General features: G+C 64.5%; 17 protein-coding genes. 10 read left to right on the top strand and 7 right to left on the bottom strand.

The window, feature by feature from the left end; translation table 11 throughout:
- Positions 1 to 20: 20 nt before the first annotated feature.
- On the top strand, positions 21 to 776 hold the full coding sequence (locus P1K30_RS02760) for a DUF502 domain-containing protein (protein ID WP_379561024.1): 756 nt from the start codon (positions 21 to 23) through the stop codon (positions 774 to 776).
- On the opposite strand, the gene P1K30_RS02755 is transcribed toward P1K30_RS02760, so the two are convergent.
- Positions 773 to 1,807 (bottom strand): patatin-like phospholipase family protein, encoded by a 1,035-nt coding sequence (locus P1K30_RS02755; protein ID WP_275631138.1) that lies wholly within the window; start codon positions 1,805 to 1,807, stop codon positions 773 to 775. The two genes, P1K30_RS02760 and P1K30_RS02755, sit on opposite strands and share 4 nt — an antisense overlap.
- Before the next feature lie 57 nt (positions 1,808 to 1,864).
- Positions 1,865 to 2,638: a 3-hydroxybutyrate dehydrogenase gene (locus P1K30_RS02750; RefSeq protein WP_275631137.1), complete on the bottom strand. Its 774-nt coding sequence runs from the start codon at positions 2,636 to 2,638 to the stop codon at positions 1,865 to 1,867.
- Positions 2,639 to 3,113: 475 nt separating this feature from the next.
- Here P1K30_RS02750 and P1K30_RS02745 point away from each other — a divergent pair, with 475 nt between their 5' ends.
- The 6 genes from P1K30_RS02745 (at position 3,114) to P1K30_RS02720 (ending at position 8,262) form a co-directional block, all read left to right on the top strand.
- Positions 3,114 to 4,931: an extracellular solute-binding protein gene (locus P1K30_RS02745; RefSeq protein ID WP_275631136.1), complete on the top strand. Its 1,818-nt coding sequence runs from the start codon at positions 3,114 to 3,116 to the stop codon at positions 4,929 to 4,931.
- 188 nt (positions 4,932 to 5,119) lie between these two features.
- Positions 5,120 to 5,764, top strand: a complete 645-nt coding sequence (locus P1K30_RS02740; RefSeq protein WP_275631135.1) for a DsbA family oxidoreductase — start codon at positions 5,120 to 5,122, stop codon at positions 5,762 to 5,764.
- Positions 5,765 to 5,868: 104 nt separating this feature from the next.
- Positions 5,869 to 7,158 (top strand): multidrug effflux MFS transporter, encoded by a 1,290-nt coding sequence (locus P1K30_RS02735; protein ID WP_275631134.1) that lies wholly within the window; start codon positions 5,869 to 5,871, stop codon positions 7,156 to 7,158.
- A 137-nt stretch (positions 7,159 to 7,295) separates the two neighbouring features.
- Complete coding sequence (locus P1K30_RS02730) at positions 7,296 to 7,628, top strand: DUF4180 domain-containing protein (protein WP_275631133.1); 333 nt, start codon at positions 7,296 to 7,298, stop codon at positions 7,626 to 7,628.
- A 92-nt stretch (positions 7,629 to 7,720) separates the two neighbouring features.
- Positions 7,721 to 7,966 (top strand): type II toxin-antitoxin system CcdA family antitoxin, encoded by a 246-nt coding sequence (locus P1K30_RS02725; protein ID WP_275631132.1) that lies wholly within the window; start codon positions 7,721 to 7,723, stop codon positions 7,964 to 7,966.
- Positions 7,966 to 8,262 carry a CcdB family protein gene (locus tag P1K30_RS02720; protein WP_275631131.1) on the top strand — a complete coding sequence of 99 codons (297 nt, stop codon included), beginning with the start codon at positions 7,966 to 7,968 and terminating at the stop codon, positions 8,260 to 8,262. Before P1K30_RS02725 ends, P1K30_RS02720 begins: the two co-directional genes overlap by 1 nt.
- A 7-nt stretch (positions 8,263 to 8,269) precedes the next feature.
- Here the strand turns inward: P1K30_RS02720 and mfd are convergent, their stop codons facing one another.
- Both mfd and P1K30_RS02710 read right to left on the bottom strand, forming a co-directional pair.
- Positions 8,270 to 11,725, bottom strand: a complete 3,456-nt coding sequence (mfd, locus tag P1K30_RS02715) for a transcription-repair coupling factor (RefSeq protein WP_275631130.1) — start codon at positions 11,723 to 11,725, stop codon at positions 8,270 to 8,272.
- 80 nt (positions 11,726 to 11,805) lie between these two features.
- Positions 11,806 to 12,333: a component of SufBCD complex gene (locus tag P1K30_RS02710; protein ID WP_275631129.1), complete on the bottom strand. Its 528-nt coding sequence runs from the start codon at positions 12,331 to 12,333 to the stop codon at positions 11,806 to 11,808.
- 122 nt (positions 12,334 to 12,455) lie between these two features.
- Here P1K30_RS02710 and hemB point away from each other — a divergent pair, with 122 nt between their 5' ends.
- Together hemB and P1K30_RS02700 are read left to right on the top strand one after the other, a co-directional pair.
- Positions 12,456 to 13,460 carry a porphobilinogen synthase gene (gene hemB / locus P1K30_RS02705; protein WP_275631128.1) on the top strand — a complete coding sequence of 335 codons (1,005 nt, stop codon included), beginning with the start codon at positions 12,456 to 12,458 and terminating at the stop codon, positions 13,458 to 13,460.
- Positions 13,461 to 13,587: 127 nt separating this feature from the next.
- The gene (locus P1K30_RS02700) at positions 13,588 to 14,145 is read left to right on the top strand and encodes a lipid-binding SYLF domain-containing protein (protein WP_275631127.1); all 558 of its coding nucleotides are present in this window, start codon (positions 13,588 to 13,590) and stop codon (positions 14,143 to 14,145) included.
- A 41-nt stretch (positions 14,146 to 14,186) separates the two neighbouring features.
- Here P1K30_RS02700 and P1K30_RS02695 read toward each other — a convergent pair whose 3' ends face one another.
- The 3 genes from P1K30_RS02695 to P1K30_RS02685 all read right to left on the bottom strand — a co-directional run bounded on the left by P1K30_RS02695 (position 14,187) and on the right by P1K30_RS02685 (position 15,211).
- A complete protein-coding gene (locus P1K30_RS02695; protein WP_275631126.1) occupies positions 14,187 to 14,576 on the bottom strand; it encodes a hypothetical protein in 390 nt (129 codons plus the stop codon).
- Positions 14,576 to 14,842, bottom strand: a complete 267-nt coding sequence (locus tag P1K30_RS02690; RefSeq protein WP_275631125.1) for a hypothetical protein — start codon at positions 14,840 to 14,842, stop codon at positions 14,576 to 14,578. The genes P1K30_RS02695 and P1K30_RS02690 overlap by 1 nt, the downstream gene beginning before the upstream one ends.
- 105 nt (positions 14,843 to 14,947) lie before the next feature.
- Positions 14,948 to 15,211: an usg protein gene (locus P1K30_RS02685; RefSeq protein WP_379562025.1), complete on the bottom strand. Its 264-nt coding sequence runs from the start codon at positions 15,209 to 15,211 to the stop codon at positions 14,948 to 14,950.
- Positions 15,212 to 15,407: 196 nt separating this feature from the next.
- Here P1K30_RS02685 and gyrA point away from each other — a divergent pair, with 196 nt between their 5' ends.
- Positions 15,408 to 18,161 (top strand): DNA gyrase subunit A, encoded by a 2,754-nt coding sequence (gyrA, locus tag P1K30_RS02680; RefSeq protein ID WP_275631123.1) that lies wholly within the window; start codon positions 15,408 to 15,410, stop codon positions 18,159 to 18,161.
- Positions 18,162 to 18,210 lie beyond the last annotated feature (49 nt).

Genomic DNA, 18,210 nt, shown 5'->3' with positions numbered 1-18,210 from the left:
TGGGGCTTGGCTACCACATCATGACGAAACCGCCCATCGCCCCTCAGGGGGAAACGCCGGTCCAGCGGCAGAGAAGCACGATGTTCGGGCGGCTCAGAACGTCTTTCCTGACGGGACTGGTCGTCATCGCGCCCATCGGCCTGACGCTTTGGCTGCTTTGGTCGGTGATCGGCTGGATCGACGGGTTCGTTCTGCCCTTCGTCCCGAACGCGTACCAGCCTGAAAACATTATCGAAACCTTCTTCGGAGTCGAGGCGCCGGTAAACGTGCGCGGCCTTGGCGTCGTGCTGTTCCTGATCTTCACCATCCTCGTCGGCTGGTTGGCCAAGGGCATCATCGGGCGGTCGATGATCAACTATGCCGAAAGCCTCGTGGACCGGATGCCGGTGGTCAGGTCGATCTATAACGGCCTGAAACAGATCGCCGAAACCGTGTTCAGCCAGGCCGAGTCGTCGTTCGACACCGCCTGCCTTGTCGAATACCCGCGCCGGGGCATCTGGGCGATTGCGTTCATCTCCACCAGCGCCAAGGGCGAGGTGAAGGCCCGCATCCCGTCCGACGACGACCTGATGTCGGTCTTCCTGCCGACAACGCCGAACCCGACCTCGGGCTTTCTGCTGTTCGTCCCCCGGAGCGAGGTGATCGAACTGGACATGACCGTCGAAGATGCGGCCAAGCTGGTGATCTCGGCGGGGCTTGTCTATCCGAACGGCAAGGTGCCCGAGATCGAGCCAGCCGAAGTCAAGCCGCGCGACCCCGAGAAGCTGTCGGCCTAACCGAACATTTCTTCAAGGTTCACGCTGGCTTCGACGCCGATCTTGTCCTTGTGGTCCTCTAGGAAGGCCCCCGCCCGTCGGCGCCCCGAGTCCCGCAGATCCGACAGGACGCTGGGCGTCGGCACGATCTTCGTCGCCTCGGACAGCATGTTCATCAGCTCGTCGTCGGCGATCATGTGGACCAGCACGCGCTTCATCGTGCCTTCGGGCACCCGGCCCGCCGCGATGAGATCGCGCACGAAACTGATCGCGCGCAGTTCGCGCAGCAGCGAAGAGTTGAAGCTTATCTCGTTGATCCGGTTCTGAATTTCCTGCGCGGTGCGCGGGACTTCCTCGCGGTACAGCGGGTTGATGTTCACGATGACGATGTCATCCGGCAGGTCCGGTTCATACATCGGGAACAGCGCCGGATTGCCGGTATAGCCACCGTCCCAATATGCCTCGACCGTGCCAGTGACCGGGTCCTCGATCTCTACCGCCTGAAAGATGTTCGGCAGACAGGCCGAGGCAAGGATGACATCGGCGTGGATCGTGTCGCCAGAAAACACGCGGATCTTGCCGTTGCGCACGTTGGTGGCGCTGACGAACAGGCGGGGGCCGGCGTCGGAACAGACATCCTCGAACCGGAAATACTCGACCACACGCTTCAGCGGGTTCTCGTACAGCGGCCCCAGCGCATAGGGGCTCAGGACGCGGCTGGCCATGTCCGTCCATAGATAGGCGGGGCTCAGCGCCACCAAGCGCGACATGGTCGCCGGAGCCGGCCAGAAGGCGCGCGCCCAGTCCGGGAACAGCGTCGTGTCCAGCGCGCCCATCTGTTCCCACAGCCACGCAAGGTTGTCGCGCGCGGCCTGCGCCCCGCCGCGGGCCATCCCGGCCTTCAGCGCCGCCGCGTTCAACGCCCCGGCAGAGGTGCCCGAGACCGCGGCGATCTCGATATCGGGCTCTTCCAGAAGCCGGTCCAGCACGCCCCACGTGAAGGCGCCGTGGGCGCCGCCACCTTGCAGGGCAAGATTGATCTGTTTCTTCAATGCCTTGCCTCCGTCAGCGGATGTTCCGCCTGAACCCGGGCGCGTTCGGACGATCCCTTATTGCGCGGTCCAGCCGCCGTCCGCCGACAGGGTCGTCGCGGTGATCTGGTCGGCGGCGTCCGAGCACAGGAACGTGGCCAGCCCGCCCAACTGTTCGACCGTCACGAAATCCTTCGACGGCTGCTTGGCTAGGATGACCTTCTCGATCGCCTCGTCTTCCGAGATGTTATATTCCTTCGCGGTGTCGGGGATCTGGGATTCCACAAGCGGGGTCAGGACGTATCCGGGACAGATCGCGTTGACTGTGATCGGGTCCTTCGCCGTCTCCAGCCCGGCCACCTTGGTCATGCCCACAACGCCGTGCTTCGCCGCGACATAGGCCACCTTGTAGGGGCTGGCGCGTAGACCGTGGGCCGAAGCGATGTTGATCACCCTGCCCCAGCCCGCCTTGCGCATCATCGGGATCGCGGCGGCGGTGGTATGAAACACAGAGCTGAGGTTGATCGCGATGATGGCGTCCCACTTCTCGGGCGGGAAGTCCTCGATGTTGGCGACGTGCTGGATACCCGCATTGTTCACAAGGATATCGCAGGCGCCCGCCTGTTCGATCAGCGCGCGGCACTCGTCGCCCTTCGACATGTCGGCCTTGATATAGCGGGCGGTGACACCGAATTCGCGGCCCACGTCGGCGGCCAACTGGTGATCCTCGTCACGGTTGGTGAAAGAGTTCAGAACGACGTCCGCGCCCGCCTTCGCCAGCGCCTTCGCGACGCCAAGGCCGATGCCCGAATTCGAGCCGGTGACGACCGCCGTTTTCCCCTTGAGTGACATGTTCATTCCTCCTGTGCAGATCCTTGCCCGGACCCTGCCATGCTGCATCTGCGAAGATAAGAGCCAATCGCCGCGCCGTGTTCCTGGAAATCCTATCACGAAGCCCGGCGGTGACGCTGGGGCACATATCGACCGTGCGATCCTTCCTGATAGCAGGAGCCGTCAAGCGCGCCGTCCCAAAGGGAAAATCCCGAATCGAACCGACGGGAGATTCGCGCCGACAGCCGATTTTCGGCGGCGCTGGCACGGGGCCTTTCTAACAAGGGCAAAAGCTGCGCGAGGGCGAAAAAAAACGCCCGCACAAGGCGGGCGTTAAGTTATTGAGGCAGGTTTCATACAGGCAAGAAACCTATCGAGCAGTGCCCCCTTTATAGCCGCTTAATGTGCGTGGTCAAAGGTAAAAGTTTGAAATGACCCGGTTACGTCGATAGATTTGCTCAAAAATCCCCGAGCGAGCAGAAGGAACCCCGAGCACATGATCCGCATCCGCCCCCTCAGCCGCGCTGCAGCATTCGCGACCGCGGTCTTCTGCCTTTCCGCCGGACTTGCGGCGGCCGAGCCGAAGCATGGCATAGCTATGTACGGCGAGCCCGCCCTGCCACCGGATTTTGTGGCCTTCCCCTATGCCAATCCCGACGCCCCCACCGGCGGCCGGATCGTCACCGGAGAGGTCGGCAGCTTCGACAGCCTGAACCCGTACATCCGGAAAGGCTCGGTCCCGTGGCAGCTGCGCTTTCTGACCTCGGAAAGCCTGATGGCGCGAAACTGGGACGAACCCTTCACGCTGTACGGCCTTCTGGCCGAATCGGTCGAGACGGATCCCGACCGCACATGGGTCGAATTCACCCTGCGCCCCGAAGCCGCCTTCTCGGACGGCAGCCCCGTCACCGTCGAGGACGTGATCTGGTCCTACGAGACCTTGGGCACCGAGGGGCACCCCCGGTATCTGGGCGCGTGGGAGAAGGTCGAAAGCATCGAGGCCGTGGGCGAACGCACGGTACGGATCACCTTCAACACCGCCGACCGCGAACTGGCGCTGATCATGGGCCTGCGCCCGATCCTGAAGAAAACGCAGTGGGAAGACACGGACTTCACCGACTCGGGGCTGGATGAGCTTCCGATCCTGACCGGCCCCTACGTGATCGACCGGTTCGAGGCTGGCCGCTATGTCTCGCTCAAGCGGAACCCGGATTACTGGGGCAAGGATCTGCCCGTGACCGCCGGTCATGCCAACCTCGACGAGATCCGCATGGAGTTCTACGCCGACGGCACCGCGCAGTTCGAGGCGTTCAAGGCCGGAGAGCTGAATTCCAACCGAGAATTCAACGCTTCGAAATGGGACGAACAGTACGACTTCCCCGCCGTTCAGGCTGGCGACGTGATCAAGTCACTTGTGCCGCACGGGCGTCCCTCTGGCATCACCGGCTTCGTGATGAACACCCGCAACCCGGAATTTCAGGATTGGCGCGTGCGCGACGCGCTGATCCACGCGTTCAACTTCGAGTTCATAAACCAGACACAGACCGGCGGGCAAAACCCCAGAATCACGTCATATTTCTCGAACTCGCTTCTGGGGATGGACCACGGCCCCGCCGAGGGGCTGGTGCGTGAGATGCTGGAGCCTTTCGCCGATCAACTGCTGCCCGGCACGCTGGAAGGCTACTCCCTGCCCGTCTCGGACGGCTCGGTTCGCAACCGCGCCAACATCTCGCGGGCGCTGGACCTGTTCCGCGAGGCGGGCTGGACCGTGAAGGACGGTGTCCTGTCCGACGAAGCGGGCAATGCTTTCGAGTTCGAGATCCTGCTGGAAAGCGGCGCCGCCGAGGCGCAGACCTTCATCGACATCTACGTCGAGTCCCTGAAGCGGATCGGAATCTTTCCGACGGTTAATGCGGTCGACACCGCGCAGTACAACGAACGGACGCAGATCTACGACTTCGACATGACCCTGTACCGTGTCGCGCTGTCGCTGAGCCCCGGGAACGAACAGTACTACTATTGGGGCCCCGAAGGCCTGACCGAACCGGGCACCAAGAACTGGATGGGCATGGACAGCCCGGCCGCCGTCGCGATGATCGACCGGATCCTGAACGCGCGCTCGAACGATGAATTCGTCGCCGCGACCAAGGCGCTGGACCGCATCCTGACCGCAGGGCGCTATGTGATCCCGACGTATCAGTACAACACCAGCCGGATCGCCCATGTGAAGGAACTGCGCTTCCCCGAGCATATCCCGATCTACGGCGACTGGCTGGACTGGCAGCCGCTTGTCTGGTGGTGGGAAGAGGAATGACCATGCGTATCGCCCTTTGCCTTCTTTCGCTTCTGGCTCTGGCCGCCTGCGGGGTTCCGCTGGTGCCCTTGATCTGACCTGACCCATCCCTGCCCTTCGACCCGCCCGGCAGCGCCCCTGCCGGGCGGTTTGCGTCGGGCGGCATGCTCCGCTACAAGCGCAGTCCACCCCGCGACCGGAGACCCATCATGGTCAAGCTCGACATCATCTCGGACCCGATCTGCCCTTGGTGCTATATCGGCAAGACGAACCTTGACCGTGCGCTGGAAAAAATCGGCGATCATCCGTTCGAGATTGAATGGCATCCGTTCCAGCTGAACCCCGAGATGCCGGCGGGCGGCATGGACCGGACCGAATACCTTGAGCACAAGTTCGGCGGACGCGACGGCGCGCTGAAGGCCTATGCCCCCGTGGTCGAAGCCGCCGAGGCCGCCGGGCTGAACATCGACTTCGCCGCGATCCAACGCACGCCAAGCACGCTGGACGCGCACCGGCTGATCCATTGGGCCGGGCTGGAACAGCGCCAGACGCCGGTGGTGTCCGCCCTGTTCCGGGCCTATTTCCAGGAAGGCCGCGACATCGGCGACGTGGACGTTCTGGCCGACATCGCCGACAGCGCGGGCATGGATGCGGCGGTGGTGCGCCAGCTTCTGCAAGGCGACGCAGACCGCGACGATATCCGCGGCCGCGATGCGTGGGCGCGCGAACACGGCGTGACCGGCGTTCCGACCTTCGTGGTCGGCCAGCGCCATGCCGTTCCGGGCGCGCAACCGCCCGAACTTTGGGTGCAGGTGATCACCGAGTTGATGGAACAGGACGCCGCAAGCTCTTGATACCACGCCGCAATCGGCGATGCGGCAAAATATGCACACAGCATTCATCTGCCCTGCACATGTTTCAGGCTTCCAATTTCTGGAAAAAATGATACTTGGGCAGCATGCAGAAAAAAGCTTTGTCTCAGCCCGAATTTGTCGCCCTGATGGCGATGATGATTGCCTCGGTCGCCTTCGCGGTCGACTCGATGCTGCCCGCGCTGACAGAGATTTCGAACACCCTGACGCCCGATGACCCGAACCGGGCTCAGCTGATCATTACCAGCTTCGTTCTGGGCATGGGACTGGCCACGATGGTCACCGGCCCGCTCAGCGACCGGTTCGGACGCAAGCCGATCATCATCGGCGGGTTCACCCTGTACATCGTCGGGGCGCTGCTGTGCTACGTCGCGCCCACGCTGGAACTGCTGCTGGCCGCGCGGCTGGTCCAGGGGCTGGGCGCCGCCGGTCCGCGCGTTGCCGCGCTGGCGCTGGTGCGCGATGTGTACGAAGGCCGCCGCATGGCGCAGATCATGTCGTTCACGATGATGGTCTTCACGCTGGTGCCCGCCGTTGCCCCGCTGACCGGCCAGTTCTTCATCGCCATTGCCGACTGGCGCGCGATCTTCCTGGGCTATGTCGGTTTTGCCACCATCGTCGGCCTGTGGCTGTTGCTGCGCCAGCCCGAGACGCTGGCCGCCGAGAACCGCCGCCCCTTCAAACCGTCAAGCCTTGCGTCCGGCGCGAAAGAGATCCTGTCGAACAAGACCGTCTCGCTGACCATCGCGTCGCAGGCCTTCGTCTTCGCCGCAATGTTCACCACGCTGTCCACCGCCGAGCCGGTGTTCAACCAGGTCTTCGACCGCGCCGAGACCTTCCCCTATTGGTTCGGCGCCATTGCGCTGTTCTCGGCGCTGGGCAGCTTCCTGAACTCGCGGCTGGTGGTGCGCTATGGGATGCGCCGGATCGCGCAGGTGGCCATGACGGTGCAGATCGTGCTGTCCACGACAATGACGATCCTTGTCCTGACCGGCGCGCTGGATGGAAACCTGTACTTCGCCGCGTTCCTGATCTGGCTGCAGTCGATCTTCTTGATGGCCGGCCTGTGCATCGGCAACCTGAACGCCATCGCGATGGAACCGCTGGGCAAGATGGCCGGGCTGGGCGCGTCGGTGATCGGCGCCATCGCCACTGTGGGCGCGGTGATCATCGCGGTTCCGATCGGCCTGAGTTTCGATGGCACGCCCCTTGCACTGACGCTGGGCGCCGCTATCTGTTACGTGTTCGCGCTAACGTTCCTTCTGATCCAGATGAAGCTGGAAGGCCGCAGCGTGATCGCTTCCCCCGGCGCGGCCGCGCATCCCACGGCCCCTGCCCATCCCGGCACACGGCCGGCGGTGTCGCAGCACAGCTGACCCCGATTTGAATTGACGGAACATCCCGCATCGCGGGGCGTTTCACCGACCGATTTTAGACAGATCCCTTTTCCCCAAACCGACATCGTCCCGGTGCCGCAAGCCGTGCACCGGGCAATCACTACAGGAGTAGCAACATGGCAGACGTACTGAAAAACATCGGCGGCGTTCCGGTTCTGGCTTGTGGCGAGACCGGCGTTCCCCTCGGCGGCGGCTCGGGCCTGCAGGTCGTGCTGGGCGAGGCCTCGACCCAAGGCGCCCGCGCCATCGTGGTTCCGGTCGCCCGGCTCAGCGCGGATTTCTTCGATCCCGCCACCGGCATCGCCGACACGGTGCAGCGCACCCTTGCCGCCCGCAAGCTGCCGCTCGCCTTCCTTGGCGACCGGCCTGCCGGCGTCGGCGAGAGCCACATGTTCTTCAAGGACATCGACGCGCTGACCGCCCATGTCGAGGCCGACAAGGCCGCGTGAACACGAAGGGGCCGGCCACACGGGCCGGCCCTTTTCATTGATCTACACACGCATCGTGTGTAGCGTGATGGGCATCCTCAGGGGATCGCATCATGGCCCGCCAACCTTCGGAAAAACAGCGCACGAATATCTCTGTCGACGCGGCGACCCTTGATGCGGCGCGCGCGCTTGGCCTGAATGTATCGGCCATCAGCGAGGCTGCGCTGGCGCAGGCCGTCCGCGAGGCAAATGCCAAGGATTGGGCCGCCGAGAATGCAGAGGCGTTGGCGCAGCGGCGGGACTGGCTTAAGGCCAATGGTCTGCCGCTTGCACGGCATCAGACCCTCAAGACCGAGTGATGGCGCAGTTCTGCGTCTACCGGCTGCCAGCGGGTCCCTTGGTTGTCGACCTTCAATCCGACCTGATCGAAACGGGCACCCGCGTGGTCGCGCCGTTGATCCCGCTTTCCGACGGTCCGCGTCCCTTCACCCGGCTGGAGCCCGTTTTCGACCTTCTCGGTCAACCGCATGTGCTGCACACCGCAGAGCTCGCCGCCGTCCCGCAGCACTTGATCCAAGATCCGCCCGTCGCGGACATGTCTGAACGCGATTACGAGATCCGTGGCGCGCTCGACATGGTGTTTTCGGGGTTCTGATACCCCGTCAGGCCTTCGTCTTCTCGACCTTGGCGTGCTTGGCCAGATCCTGTGCGATGCTGAAGGCGCCCTGAATGCGGTCCTTCGTCTTCGACCAGTCGCGGCGGATGACGATCTTGTTGTCCTTGACCTTCGCCTGCTCGCCCTGCGCCTTGATGAAGTCGACCAGCCCCGCGGGGTTCGCGAAGCGGTCGTTGTGGAACTGGATCGTCCCGCCCTTCGGCCCGCCATCCAGCTTGGCGATGCCCGCGCGCTTGCACATGTCCTTGATGCGCACGATCAGCATCAGCATGTTGACCTCTTTCGGCAACTTGCCGAACCGGTCGATCAACTCGGCCGCGAAGCCTTCCAGTTCGACCTTGGACTTCAGTTCGGACAGGCGGCGGTACAGGCCCAGCCGGACGTCAAGGTCGGGCACATAGTCGTCGGGGATCAGCACCGGAACGCCAAGGTTGATCTGCGGCGCCCACTGTTCGTTGCCGGTGTCGGTCAGGCCCTCCATCTCGCCCGAGCGGATCTTGGAAATCGCGTCTTCCAGCATCGACTGGTACAGCTCGTAGCCGACCTCGTTAATGTTGCCCGACTGCTCTTCGCCCAGCAGGTTGCCCGCGCCGCGAATGTCGAGATCCTGCGAGGCCAGCGTGAAACCGGCGCCCAGCGAGTCGAGCGAGCCCAGCACTCGCAGCCGCTTTTCGGCGGTCGGCGTCAGCGGGGTGCGCGGCTTGGTGGTCAGGTAAGCATAGGCGCGGGTCTTCGACCGGCCCACCCTGCCCCGGATCTGGTACAGCTGCGCCAGTCCGAACATGTCGGCCCGGTGCACCACCATCGTGTTGGCGGTCGGGATATCGAGGCCGGATTCCACGATCGTGGTGGCCAGCAGCACGTCGTACTTGCCGTCGTAGAACGCGTTCATCCGGTCATCCAACTCGCCCGCCGCCATCTGGCCGTGGGCGGTGACAAAGCTTACCTCGGGCACCTGATCGCGCAGGAACGCCTCGACCTCGGCCAGATCGCTGATGCGCGGAACCACATAGAACGATTGGCCGCCGCGATAGTGTTCGCGCAGCAGCGCCTCTCGGATGGTGACGGCGTCGAACTCGGACACGTAGGTGCGGATCGCCAGCCGGTCGACCGGCGGGGTGCCGATGATCGACAGGTCCCGCACGCCGGTCAGCGACAATTGCAGGGTGCGCGGGATCGGCGTCGCGGTCAGGGTCAGGACGTGGACGTCGGACCGCAGTTCCTTGAGGCGTTCCTTGTGGGTGACGCCAAAGTGCTGTTCCTCGTCGATCACCAGCAGGCCAAGATCCTTGAAGCGGATGCCCTTGGCCAGCAACGCATGGGTGCCAATGACGATGTCGCAAGTGCCACGGCTGATTGCATCGCGCGTGTCGGACGCTTCTTTCGCGGTGACGAAACGCGACAGCTGCCGCACCTCGACCGGGAAGCCCCGGAACCGTTCCGCGAAGCTTTTGTAGTGCTGCCGCGCCAGCAGCGTCGTGGGCGCGATCACCGCCACCTGCCGCCCGCTCATGGCGGCGACGAAGGCCGCGCGCATCGCGACCTCGGTCTTGCCGAACCCCACGTCGCCGCAGACCAGCCGGTCCATCGGCGTGCCGGACGCAAGATCGCCCAGCACATCCGCGATGGCCGACAGCTGATCGTCGGTCTCTTGGTACGGGAACCGCGCGCTGAAGGAATCCCACATGCCCGCCGGGGGCTCCATGATGGCGCCCTTGCGCAGATAGCGTTCGGCGGCCACCCGGATCAGCCGGTCGGCGATCTCGCGGATGCGTTCTTTCAGTCGGGCCTTCTTGGCCTGCCACGCACCGCCGCCCAGCTTGTCCAGCAGCCCTTCCTCGTGGCCGTAGCGGGACAGCAATTCGATGTTCTCGACCGGCAGGAACAGCCGGTCGCCGCCCGCGTATTCCAGCCAGATACACTCGTGCGGCGCGCCAAGGGCCGACACGACCTCTAGGCCTTTGTAGCGACCGATGCCGTGATCGACATGGACGACAAGGTCGCCGGGCGACAGCGACTGCGTCTCGGTCAGGAAGTTCTCGGCCCGGCGTTTCTTTTTCGGTTGCCGGATCAGGCGGTCGCCAAGGATGTCCTGTTCCGCGATGACCGTCAGCGTGTCGGTCGAGAAGCCGGATTCCAGCGGCCAGACCGCAAGCGCCGGGCCCTGCAGGTCCACCAGTTCCCCGGCGCGGCTGACGCGGTCGACGCCGGTGATCTCGTGATCTTCCAACAGGTGACCCAGCCGTTCGGCGGCGCCTTCGGAATAGGCGGCCAGCACCACCGGCCCCGCTTTCATCCGCGCGCGGACATGATCGGCGACCGCGCCGAAGAGGCTGACGGATTCCTGCTGCCGCTCGGGCGAGAAGTTGCGCCCGATCCGCCCGCCCGCGTCGATCACGCCCGGTCCGGTGGCCTGCGGCAACGGGCTGAACTGCAGCACCCGCCGCGCGCCAAGCGCCGCAGTCCACGCGTCGTCGTCAAGGTACAGCAGTCCCGGCGGGCACGGCTTGTAGACGGTGTCGATCCGGTTCTTCTGCGTCATCGCGTGCTGACGCGTTTCGTACTGGTCGACGATGGACTCCCACCGGGCGATCCGCTGCGGGCCGACCTGATCGTCAAGGCAGACCGACGCGCCGGGCATGTAGTCGAACAGCGTCTCCAGCCTGTCGTGGAAGAACGGCAGCCAGTGTTCGATGCCCTGATGTTTGCGGCCCGCGCTGACCGCCTCGTACAGCGGGTCATCGGTACCCGCCGCGCCGAATTCGATGCGGTAGTTCTGGCGGAACCGGGTGATCGCCGCGTCGTCGAGGATCACCTCGGACACCGGGGCGAGCTCGATCACGTCCAGCTTTTCGGTGGTGCGCTGGCTGACCGGATCGAACCGGCGCGCGCCGTCCAGCACGTCGCCGAACAGGTCCAGCCGCACCGGCCCCGCGTCGCCCGGCGGGTAGATGTCGATGATCCCGCCCCGGATCGCGTAGTCGCCCGGCTCCATCACCGTGGGCGCCTGCGTAAAGCCCATGCGGACAAGGAAGTTGCGCAGCGCAGCCTCGTCGATGCGGTCGTCGACCCGCGCGGTGAACGAGGCCTCGCGCAGGATCTCGCGCGCGGGCACCCGCTGGCTTACCGCGTTCAACGTGGTCAGCAGCACGAACTTCGCGGGCATCCCGCCCACAAGCCCGGCCAGCGCGGCCATCCGGGCCGCCGCGATGTCGGCGTGCGGCGACACCCGGTCATAGGGCAAACAGTCCCAGCCCGGAAAACTGAGAACCGGCATCTGCGGGTCGAAGAATTCCAGCGCGGCGCGCATCGCGGCCAGCCGCTTGTCGTCGCGCGCGACGTGGATCACGGGGCCGCCGGAACGGTCAAGCTCGCGAAGGACGAGATCGGCGTCATACCCTTCGGGGGCGCCGCCAACGGTGATGAATTCGGTCGGGGACATGGCTTAGGTCAGGTAACGAGCGGACGGTCGGTGTCAACCGGCAAACGGGCGGCTTTTTGGCTGCGACGGCGCGGGGCGGTTCAGCCCCCCAGAACGCCGACCGACATGTTCTGCCACATCCCCCACATGGCGGTGACGAAGATCGACACCAGCCCGATCACCTGCGTGAACAGGCGCTGCAGACGAAGCCGGTTGCGCAGCGCCTCTCCGGTCAGGTTGCGCTCGGTGATGCTGCGCGCCGCGTGCATCGATAGCACGCCGACGATGGCCAGCGGGAACAGGATCAGGAACACGGCCTGCGCGAACTCGATCCAGTAAAAGAAGCCGGTGACCGCAAGTCCGGACAGCAGGGCGCAGGTCATACCGATCAGCCAAAGGCCCGACACGTCGCTGATATGCTGGATGCGATTGCAGTTGATGCGGACCAGATCCTCGAGATCCTGCTGCCGCTGGCCCCCGCGCCGCCCGGCGCCATGCACCAGATCGTAGGGCACGCCAAGAACCCAGTGGCTGGCCGACGACCAGACCACGGCGAGCGCGATCCAATACCAGAGGTTGGAAAACGACCGCATGTCTATCAGCTCGAAAACGGTGCTGTACCAGTCCACGTCGGGTCTTCCATTCTTGCCTTGCCCGGACCCTAATCCCGTCCTGCGGCAATTCCTAGACTTGAGGTGGCGCTAATTCCCTGCGATGCCTCGATTTGTACCCCAAGACGACAGGCTTCCTTATGGTCACCGCATCCGCCCCCTTCCCCGCCGCCCGTTTCCGCCGCATGCGGGCCCACGACTCGCGCCGCCGCCTGATGCGCGAGAACACCCTGACCGTGGACGATTTCATCTGGCCGGTCTTCATCCGCGACGGCGAGAACGACGAAACGCCGATCGCGTCGATGCCGGGCGTGTCGCGGCTGACCGTGGACCGCGTGGTGCGCGCCGCCGAAGAGGCCGCATCGCTGGGCATCCCGGCGATCTGCCTGTTTCCCTACACCGCCGCCGAAGACCGGACCGAGGACTGCGCGATGGCGTGGAGCCCCGACAACCTGACCAACCGCGCGATCCGCGCGATCAAGGCCGAGGTGCCAGAGATCGCGATCATGACGGATGTGGCGCTGGACCCGTACAACGCCAACGGCCACGACGGCTTTGTCGTGGATGGCGAGATCGTCAACGACGCCACCGTCGAGGCGCTGGTCAAGATGACGCTGGCGCAGGCCGAGGCTGGGGCCGACATCATCGGCCCGTCCGACATGATGGACGGCCGCATCGGCGCGATGCGGATGGCGCTGGAACAGGCGGGCCACCAGAACGTGACGATCCTGTCCTACTCGGCCAAATACGCGTCGGGGTTCTACGGGCCGTTCCGCGATGCCGTCGGCGCCTCGGCGGCGCTGAAGGGCGACAAGAAGACCTACCAGATGGACCCCGGCAACTCGGACGAGGCGCTGCGGCTCGTCGCCCGCGACCTTGCCGAAGGGGCCGACATGGTGATGGTGAAACCGGGGATGCCGTATCTCGACATCTGCCGCCGCGTGAAGGACGAGTTGCAGGTGCCGACCTATGCCTATCAGGTGTCGGGAGAGTACGCGATGCTGCAGGGCGCGGCGCAGAACGGATGGCTGGACGGGCCGAAGGTGATGCTGGAAAGCCTTTTGTGTTTCAAGCGCGCCGGTTGCGACGGCATCCTGACCTATTTCGCCCCCGAGGCCGCCCGGGCGCTGAAAGCGGGCGCTTAACCCGTCGTTTTGCCGCCCATGATGGCATCTCGCGGGTGACAGGACGGAATCGTTGCGCTATTCTCACGGTCAAGCGCCGCTTAACAACGGGCGCATCAGGCAGACCGGCAGTACAAGGGCATATATCATGACCATTCCATCCCGCCGCGGTTTCATCGCGGGTCTCGGCAGTGCAGGCTTTCTGGCCGCCTGCGGCAACGGCGTCGGCTCTAACGGAGCCCAGATGATCGACGCGCGCGTCGACCAGACACTGAATTTCCTGTATTCCAAGTATCCCCAGACCACCGACCTGCGCGACAAGTCGGTCGGCATGCTGGTGATGCCGCTGGTCACCAAGGCCGGGTTCGGGCTTGGCGGGTCCTACGGGCGCGGCGCGCTGCGGGTGAACAACGCCACGGTCGACTACTACTCGGCCGCTGCGGGCACCATCGGCCTGCAGATCGGCGCACAGCAGTATTCCCACGTGCTGTTCTTCATGACCACCGAGGCGCTGGAGAACTTCCGCCGCTCGCCGGGCTGGTCCGCTGGCGCAGACGTCGAATACACGCTGAACCAGAACGGCGAGAACCTGTCCGCCGACACCACGACGGCCATGCTGCCGATCATCGCGGTGATCTTCGGTCAGGCCGGCCTGATCGCCGGTGCCACGCTGAAAGGCACCAAGTACACGCGGATCATCCCCTGATCCCGACGTGACATTACAGGCTGCCGGTTCTGCCGGCGGCCTTAGCTTTCCCGTTTTTCCGGCTCTGGCGTCCCGACCTCGTCGTCTGGGGCGTCTTGCGATTTGGGCGCGGGCGCTCGCGATGCCTGCATTCCTTGCATGAACGCGGCAATCAGGTCCGCCACAGGGAACACGGGTGCCGCAGGCGGCAGCGGGCGCGGCCGCAGCAGCAGACCGATCGCCAGAACGACCAGCCCAAGCCCCAACAGTGCCCCGCCAGTGACCAGCGCCGCGAAGACGGTGCCGTGCGCCTCGGCCAACGAAACCCAAAGCGCGACCAGCAGGCACAGCAGCCCCGCGACGATGAAGAAGATGGCGACCAGCGCGCTGATCAGCTGCGTCAGCCCCGAGCGGACCGCCATGCGGATCCGGTATTCAAGCCCCGCCAGCATCAGCGTCGCCGCGCAAGGCCAAGGATAAGGCCCATCCCGGTCGCCGCCGCCAGCGCGAGCAGCGGATTCTTCTGAACGGCCCTGCCCGCCATGTCCGAGCCCTCGTCGAAGGCGTCGCGTGCGGCCCCCGCGAATTCGCGGCCCCGCGCCTGTCCGAACCGGCTGGCCTGTTGCGCAAAGCGCGATGCCGCCTCGGCCAGTCGGCGCGCCTCGGCGCCGAGATCCTCGAAGGACGGATCGCTGCCGCCCTGCCTGTCATCCGACATGTGAAACCGTTCCCTGACCGTGCAAGTTACGGCCAGCCTACTGGCAAATCGGGGAAATTCAATGACCGGGCGACCAGAGGCCACGCGCCGCCCGGGCCTGCCGGATCAGTGATAGGTGAACTCGCCCACCACGTTGCGCCATTCACCGGGCCGGATCATCTTGCGATGGGTGAACCGCACCGAATGCAACGGACCCTCGATGCTGTCCTGCCAGAACTCGATGAATTCGAACAGCTTGGGATGGTCCGGGGCAAGGTCGTACTCTTGCCAGACGAACGTGTTCAGCACGTTCTTGTAATCGGGCATACGATAGAAAATCTCTGCCGTGGTCAGCCCGTATCCCTTCAGCAAAAGTTCGGTTTCCGACATGCTCACTTGCACCTCCATGTGACACCTGTATGAAAACCATGCCGGAGATTCTTTTATAATCAACAAAAACAGTGTGTTAGCACTCTAATCCGGTGGCTGCTTGCTTAAATGAAAGTCACTGTTGAACCCCATATCCTCGGCAGGGTATAGTGGAAGACAACAATATATAGCGCAAAGCCAAGAAGCGGGACGTCACGTGAGCGACACGCCGGAAACCCCTGAAAACGAAGACGGAATGCCCCCCGAGCGGCCAGAGCCCACGGGCCCTTCGGTGACCATCGAAGCCGAGATGCGCACTGCGTACCTCGACTATGCGATGTCGGTTATTGTCAGTCGCGCGATCCCCGATCTGCGCGATGGCCTGAAACCTGTGCACCGTCGGATCCTGTTCGCGATGAACGAGGTCGGGAACACCTTCGACAAGCCCTACCGAAAGTCGTCGCGCCCGGTGGCCGACACGATGGGCCAGTATCACCCGCATGGCGACGCGGCGATCTACGACGCGCTGGTGCGGATGACGCAGGACTTCTCGATGTCCCTGCCCCTGCTCGACGGTCAGGGCAACTTCGGCTCGATGGACGGCGACCCGCCCGCGGCTTTCCGTTACACCGAAGTCCGGATGGCGAAGGCGGCGAACTATCTGCTGGCCGACATCGACAAGGACACGGTCGACTTTCAGGACAACTACGACGGCAAGCAGACCGAACCGATGGTCCTGCCGGCGCGGTTCCCGAACATGCTGGTCAACGGCGCGGGCGGCATCGCCGTCGGCATGGCCACCAACATCCCGCCCCATAACCTGGGCGAGGTGATCGACGCGACGCAGGCGCTGATCGAGAACCCGGATCTCGATTCCATCCAGCTGATGGAATACGTGCCCGGCCCCGACTTCCCCACCGGCGGCGTGATGCTGGGCCGGGGCGGCGCGCGCAAGGCCTATACCGAAAGCCGCGGCTCGGTCGTGCTGCGCGCCAAGACCAAGGTCGAAGAGATCCGCAAGGACCGGTTCGCGATCATCGTCGAAGAGGTCCCGTATCAGGTCAACAAGATGAAGATGGTCGAGCAGATCGCTGATCTTGCTCGGGACAAGAAGATCGAAGGCATCGCCAACGTGCAGGACGAATCCGACCGGGTCGGCGTCCGCGTGGTGATCGAACTGAAGCGCGACGCGACGCCCGAGGTGGTGCTGAACCAGCTGTTCCGCTTCACGTCGATGCAGACCTCGTTCGGCTGCAACATGCTGGCGCTGAACGGCGGCAAGCCCGAACAACTGACGCTGCGCGACTTCCTGACCTACTTCATCTCGTTCCGCGAAGAGGTCGTCGCCCGCCGCACCGCGTACCTGCTGCGCAAGGCGCGCGAACGCTCGCACATCTTGTGCGGCCTAGCCGTCGCCGTGTCGAACGTGGACGAGGTCGTCGCGACGATCCGCGCCTCGGCGGATGCGGCGGAAGCCCGCGAGAAGCTGATGACGCGCCGCTGGCCTGCTGGCGACATCGCCGAGTACATCCAGCTGATCGACGACCCCAGCCACAAGATGAACGAGGACGGCACCTACAACCTGTCGGAAACGCAGGCCCGCGCCATCCTTGATCTGCGGCTGCAGCGCCTGACCCAGATGGGCGTCAAGGAAATCACGGACGAGCTGCAGGAACTGGCCGGAAAGATCCGCGACTATCTCGACATCCTGCGGTCGCGCGACCGCATCATGCAGATCATCTCGGACGAACTGGCCGAAGTGCGCGACCTGTTCGCGGTGCCGCGCCGGACCGAGATCGCCGACTGGTCCGGCGACATGATGGACGAGGACCTGATCGAGCGTGAGGACATGGTCGTGACCGTGACCCAGGGCGGCTATATCAAGCGCACCCCGCTGGTCGAGTTCCGCGAGCAGAAGCGCGGCGGCAAGGGCTTGTCGGGTGGCGGGCTGAAGGAAGAGGACGTCGTCACGACCCTCTTCGTGGCCAACACCCACACGCAGCTGCTGTTCTTCACCACCGACGGCATGGCCTACAAGTTGAAGACGTGGCGCCTTCCCTCGGGTGGACGGACCGCGCGCGGCAAGGCCATCGTGAACATCCTGCCGATCCCGACCGGCGTCTCGATCGCCGCGATCATGCCGGTGGACCGGGACGAGGCCGAGTGGAACGATCTTCAGATCGTTTTCGCCACAAGCAAGGGCTCTGTCCGGCGCAACCGGCTGTCCGATTTCACCAACGTGAAGTCGAACGGCAAGATCGCGATGAAGTTCGAAGGCGAGGAAGAAGGCGTTCGCCTGATCAACGCCCGGATCTGTTCCGAAGATGACGACGTGATGCTTGTCACCAACTCGGGCCGCGCGATCCGCTTCCCGGTGCCCGACGTGCGCGTGTTCAACTCGCGCGCCTCGACCGGTGTGCGTGGCGTGAAGCTGAACAACGGCGACGAGGTCGTGTCGATGTCGATCATCCGCCACTTCGAGGCGGAATCGGACGAGCGGGCCTCGTACCTGAAGATGCGCCGCGCAATGGCCGGTCTGGCGGACGACGCCGAAGTGTCCGAGGACGAGGAAGGAAACGCCAACAGCCCGCTTTCGCCCGAACGCTATGCCGAGATGTCGGCGGCCGAGAACCTGATCCTGACGATCACCGCAGGCGGGTTGGGCAAGCTGACGTCCAGTCACGACTATCCGGTGCGCGGACGCGGCGGCCTTGGCGTCACGGCGTGGGAAAAGCAGATGCGCGGCGGCGAGATCGTCGCCAGCTTCCCGGTCGAGATGGACGACCAGATCATGCTGGTCACCTCGAACGGCCAGTCGATCCGCTGCCCCGTCGACGGCATCAGCTTCCGCTCGCGCGGGGCCGGTGGCGTGAAGGTGTTCAACACCGCGGCGGGCGAAGTGGTCGTGTCCGTCGCGTGGATCGCCGAACAGTCGGAAGACGAGGCCGAACTGCCGGACGCCTCCGAGTAACGGTTCCGAACACAACACTCGCCACGGCCGCGCTGTCCCTGTGACGCGC

It is taken from the genome of Psychromarinibacter halotolerans, from assembly GCF_029168315.1.
Classification (GTDB): Bacteria; Pseudomonadota; Alphaproteobacteria; order Rhodobacterales; family Rhodobacteraceae; genus Psychromarinibacter; species Psychromarinibacter halotolerans.
Note: the sequence above shows the minus strand (reverse complement) of the source record. Positions and strands in the feature narration are given on the sequence as shown.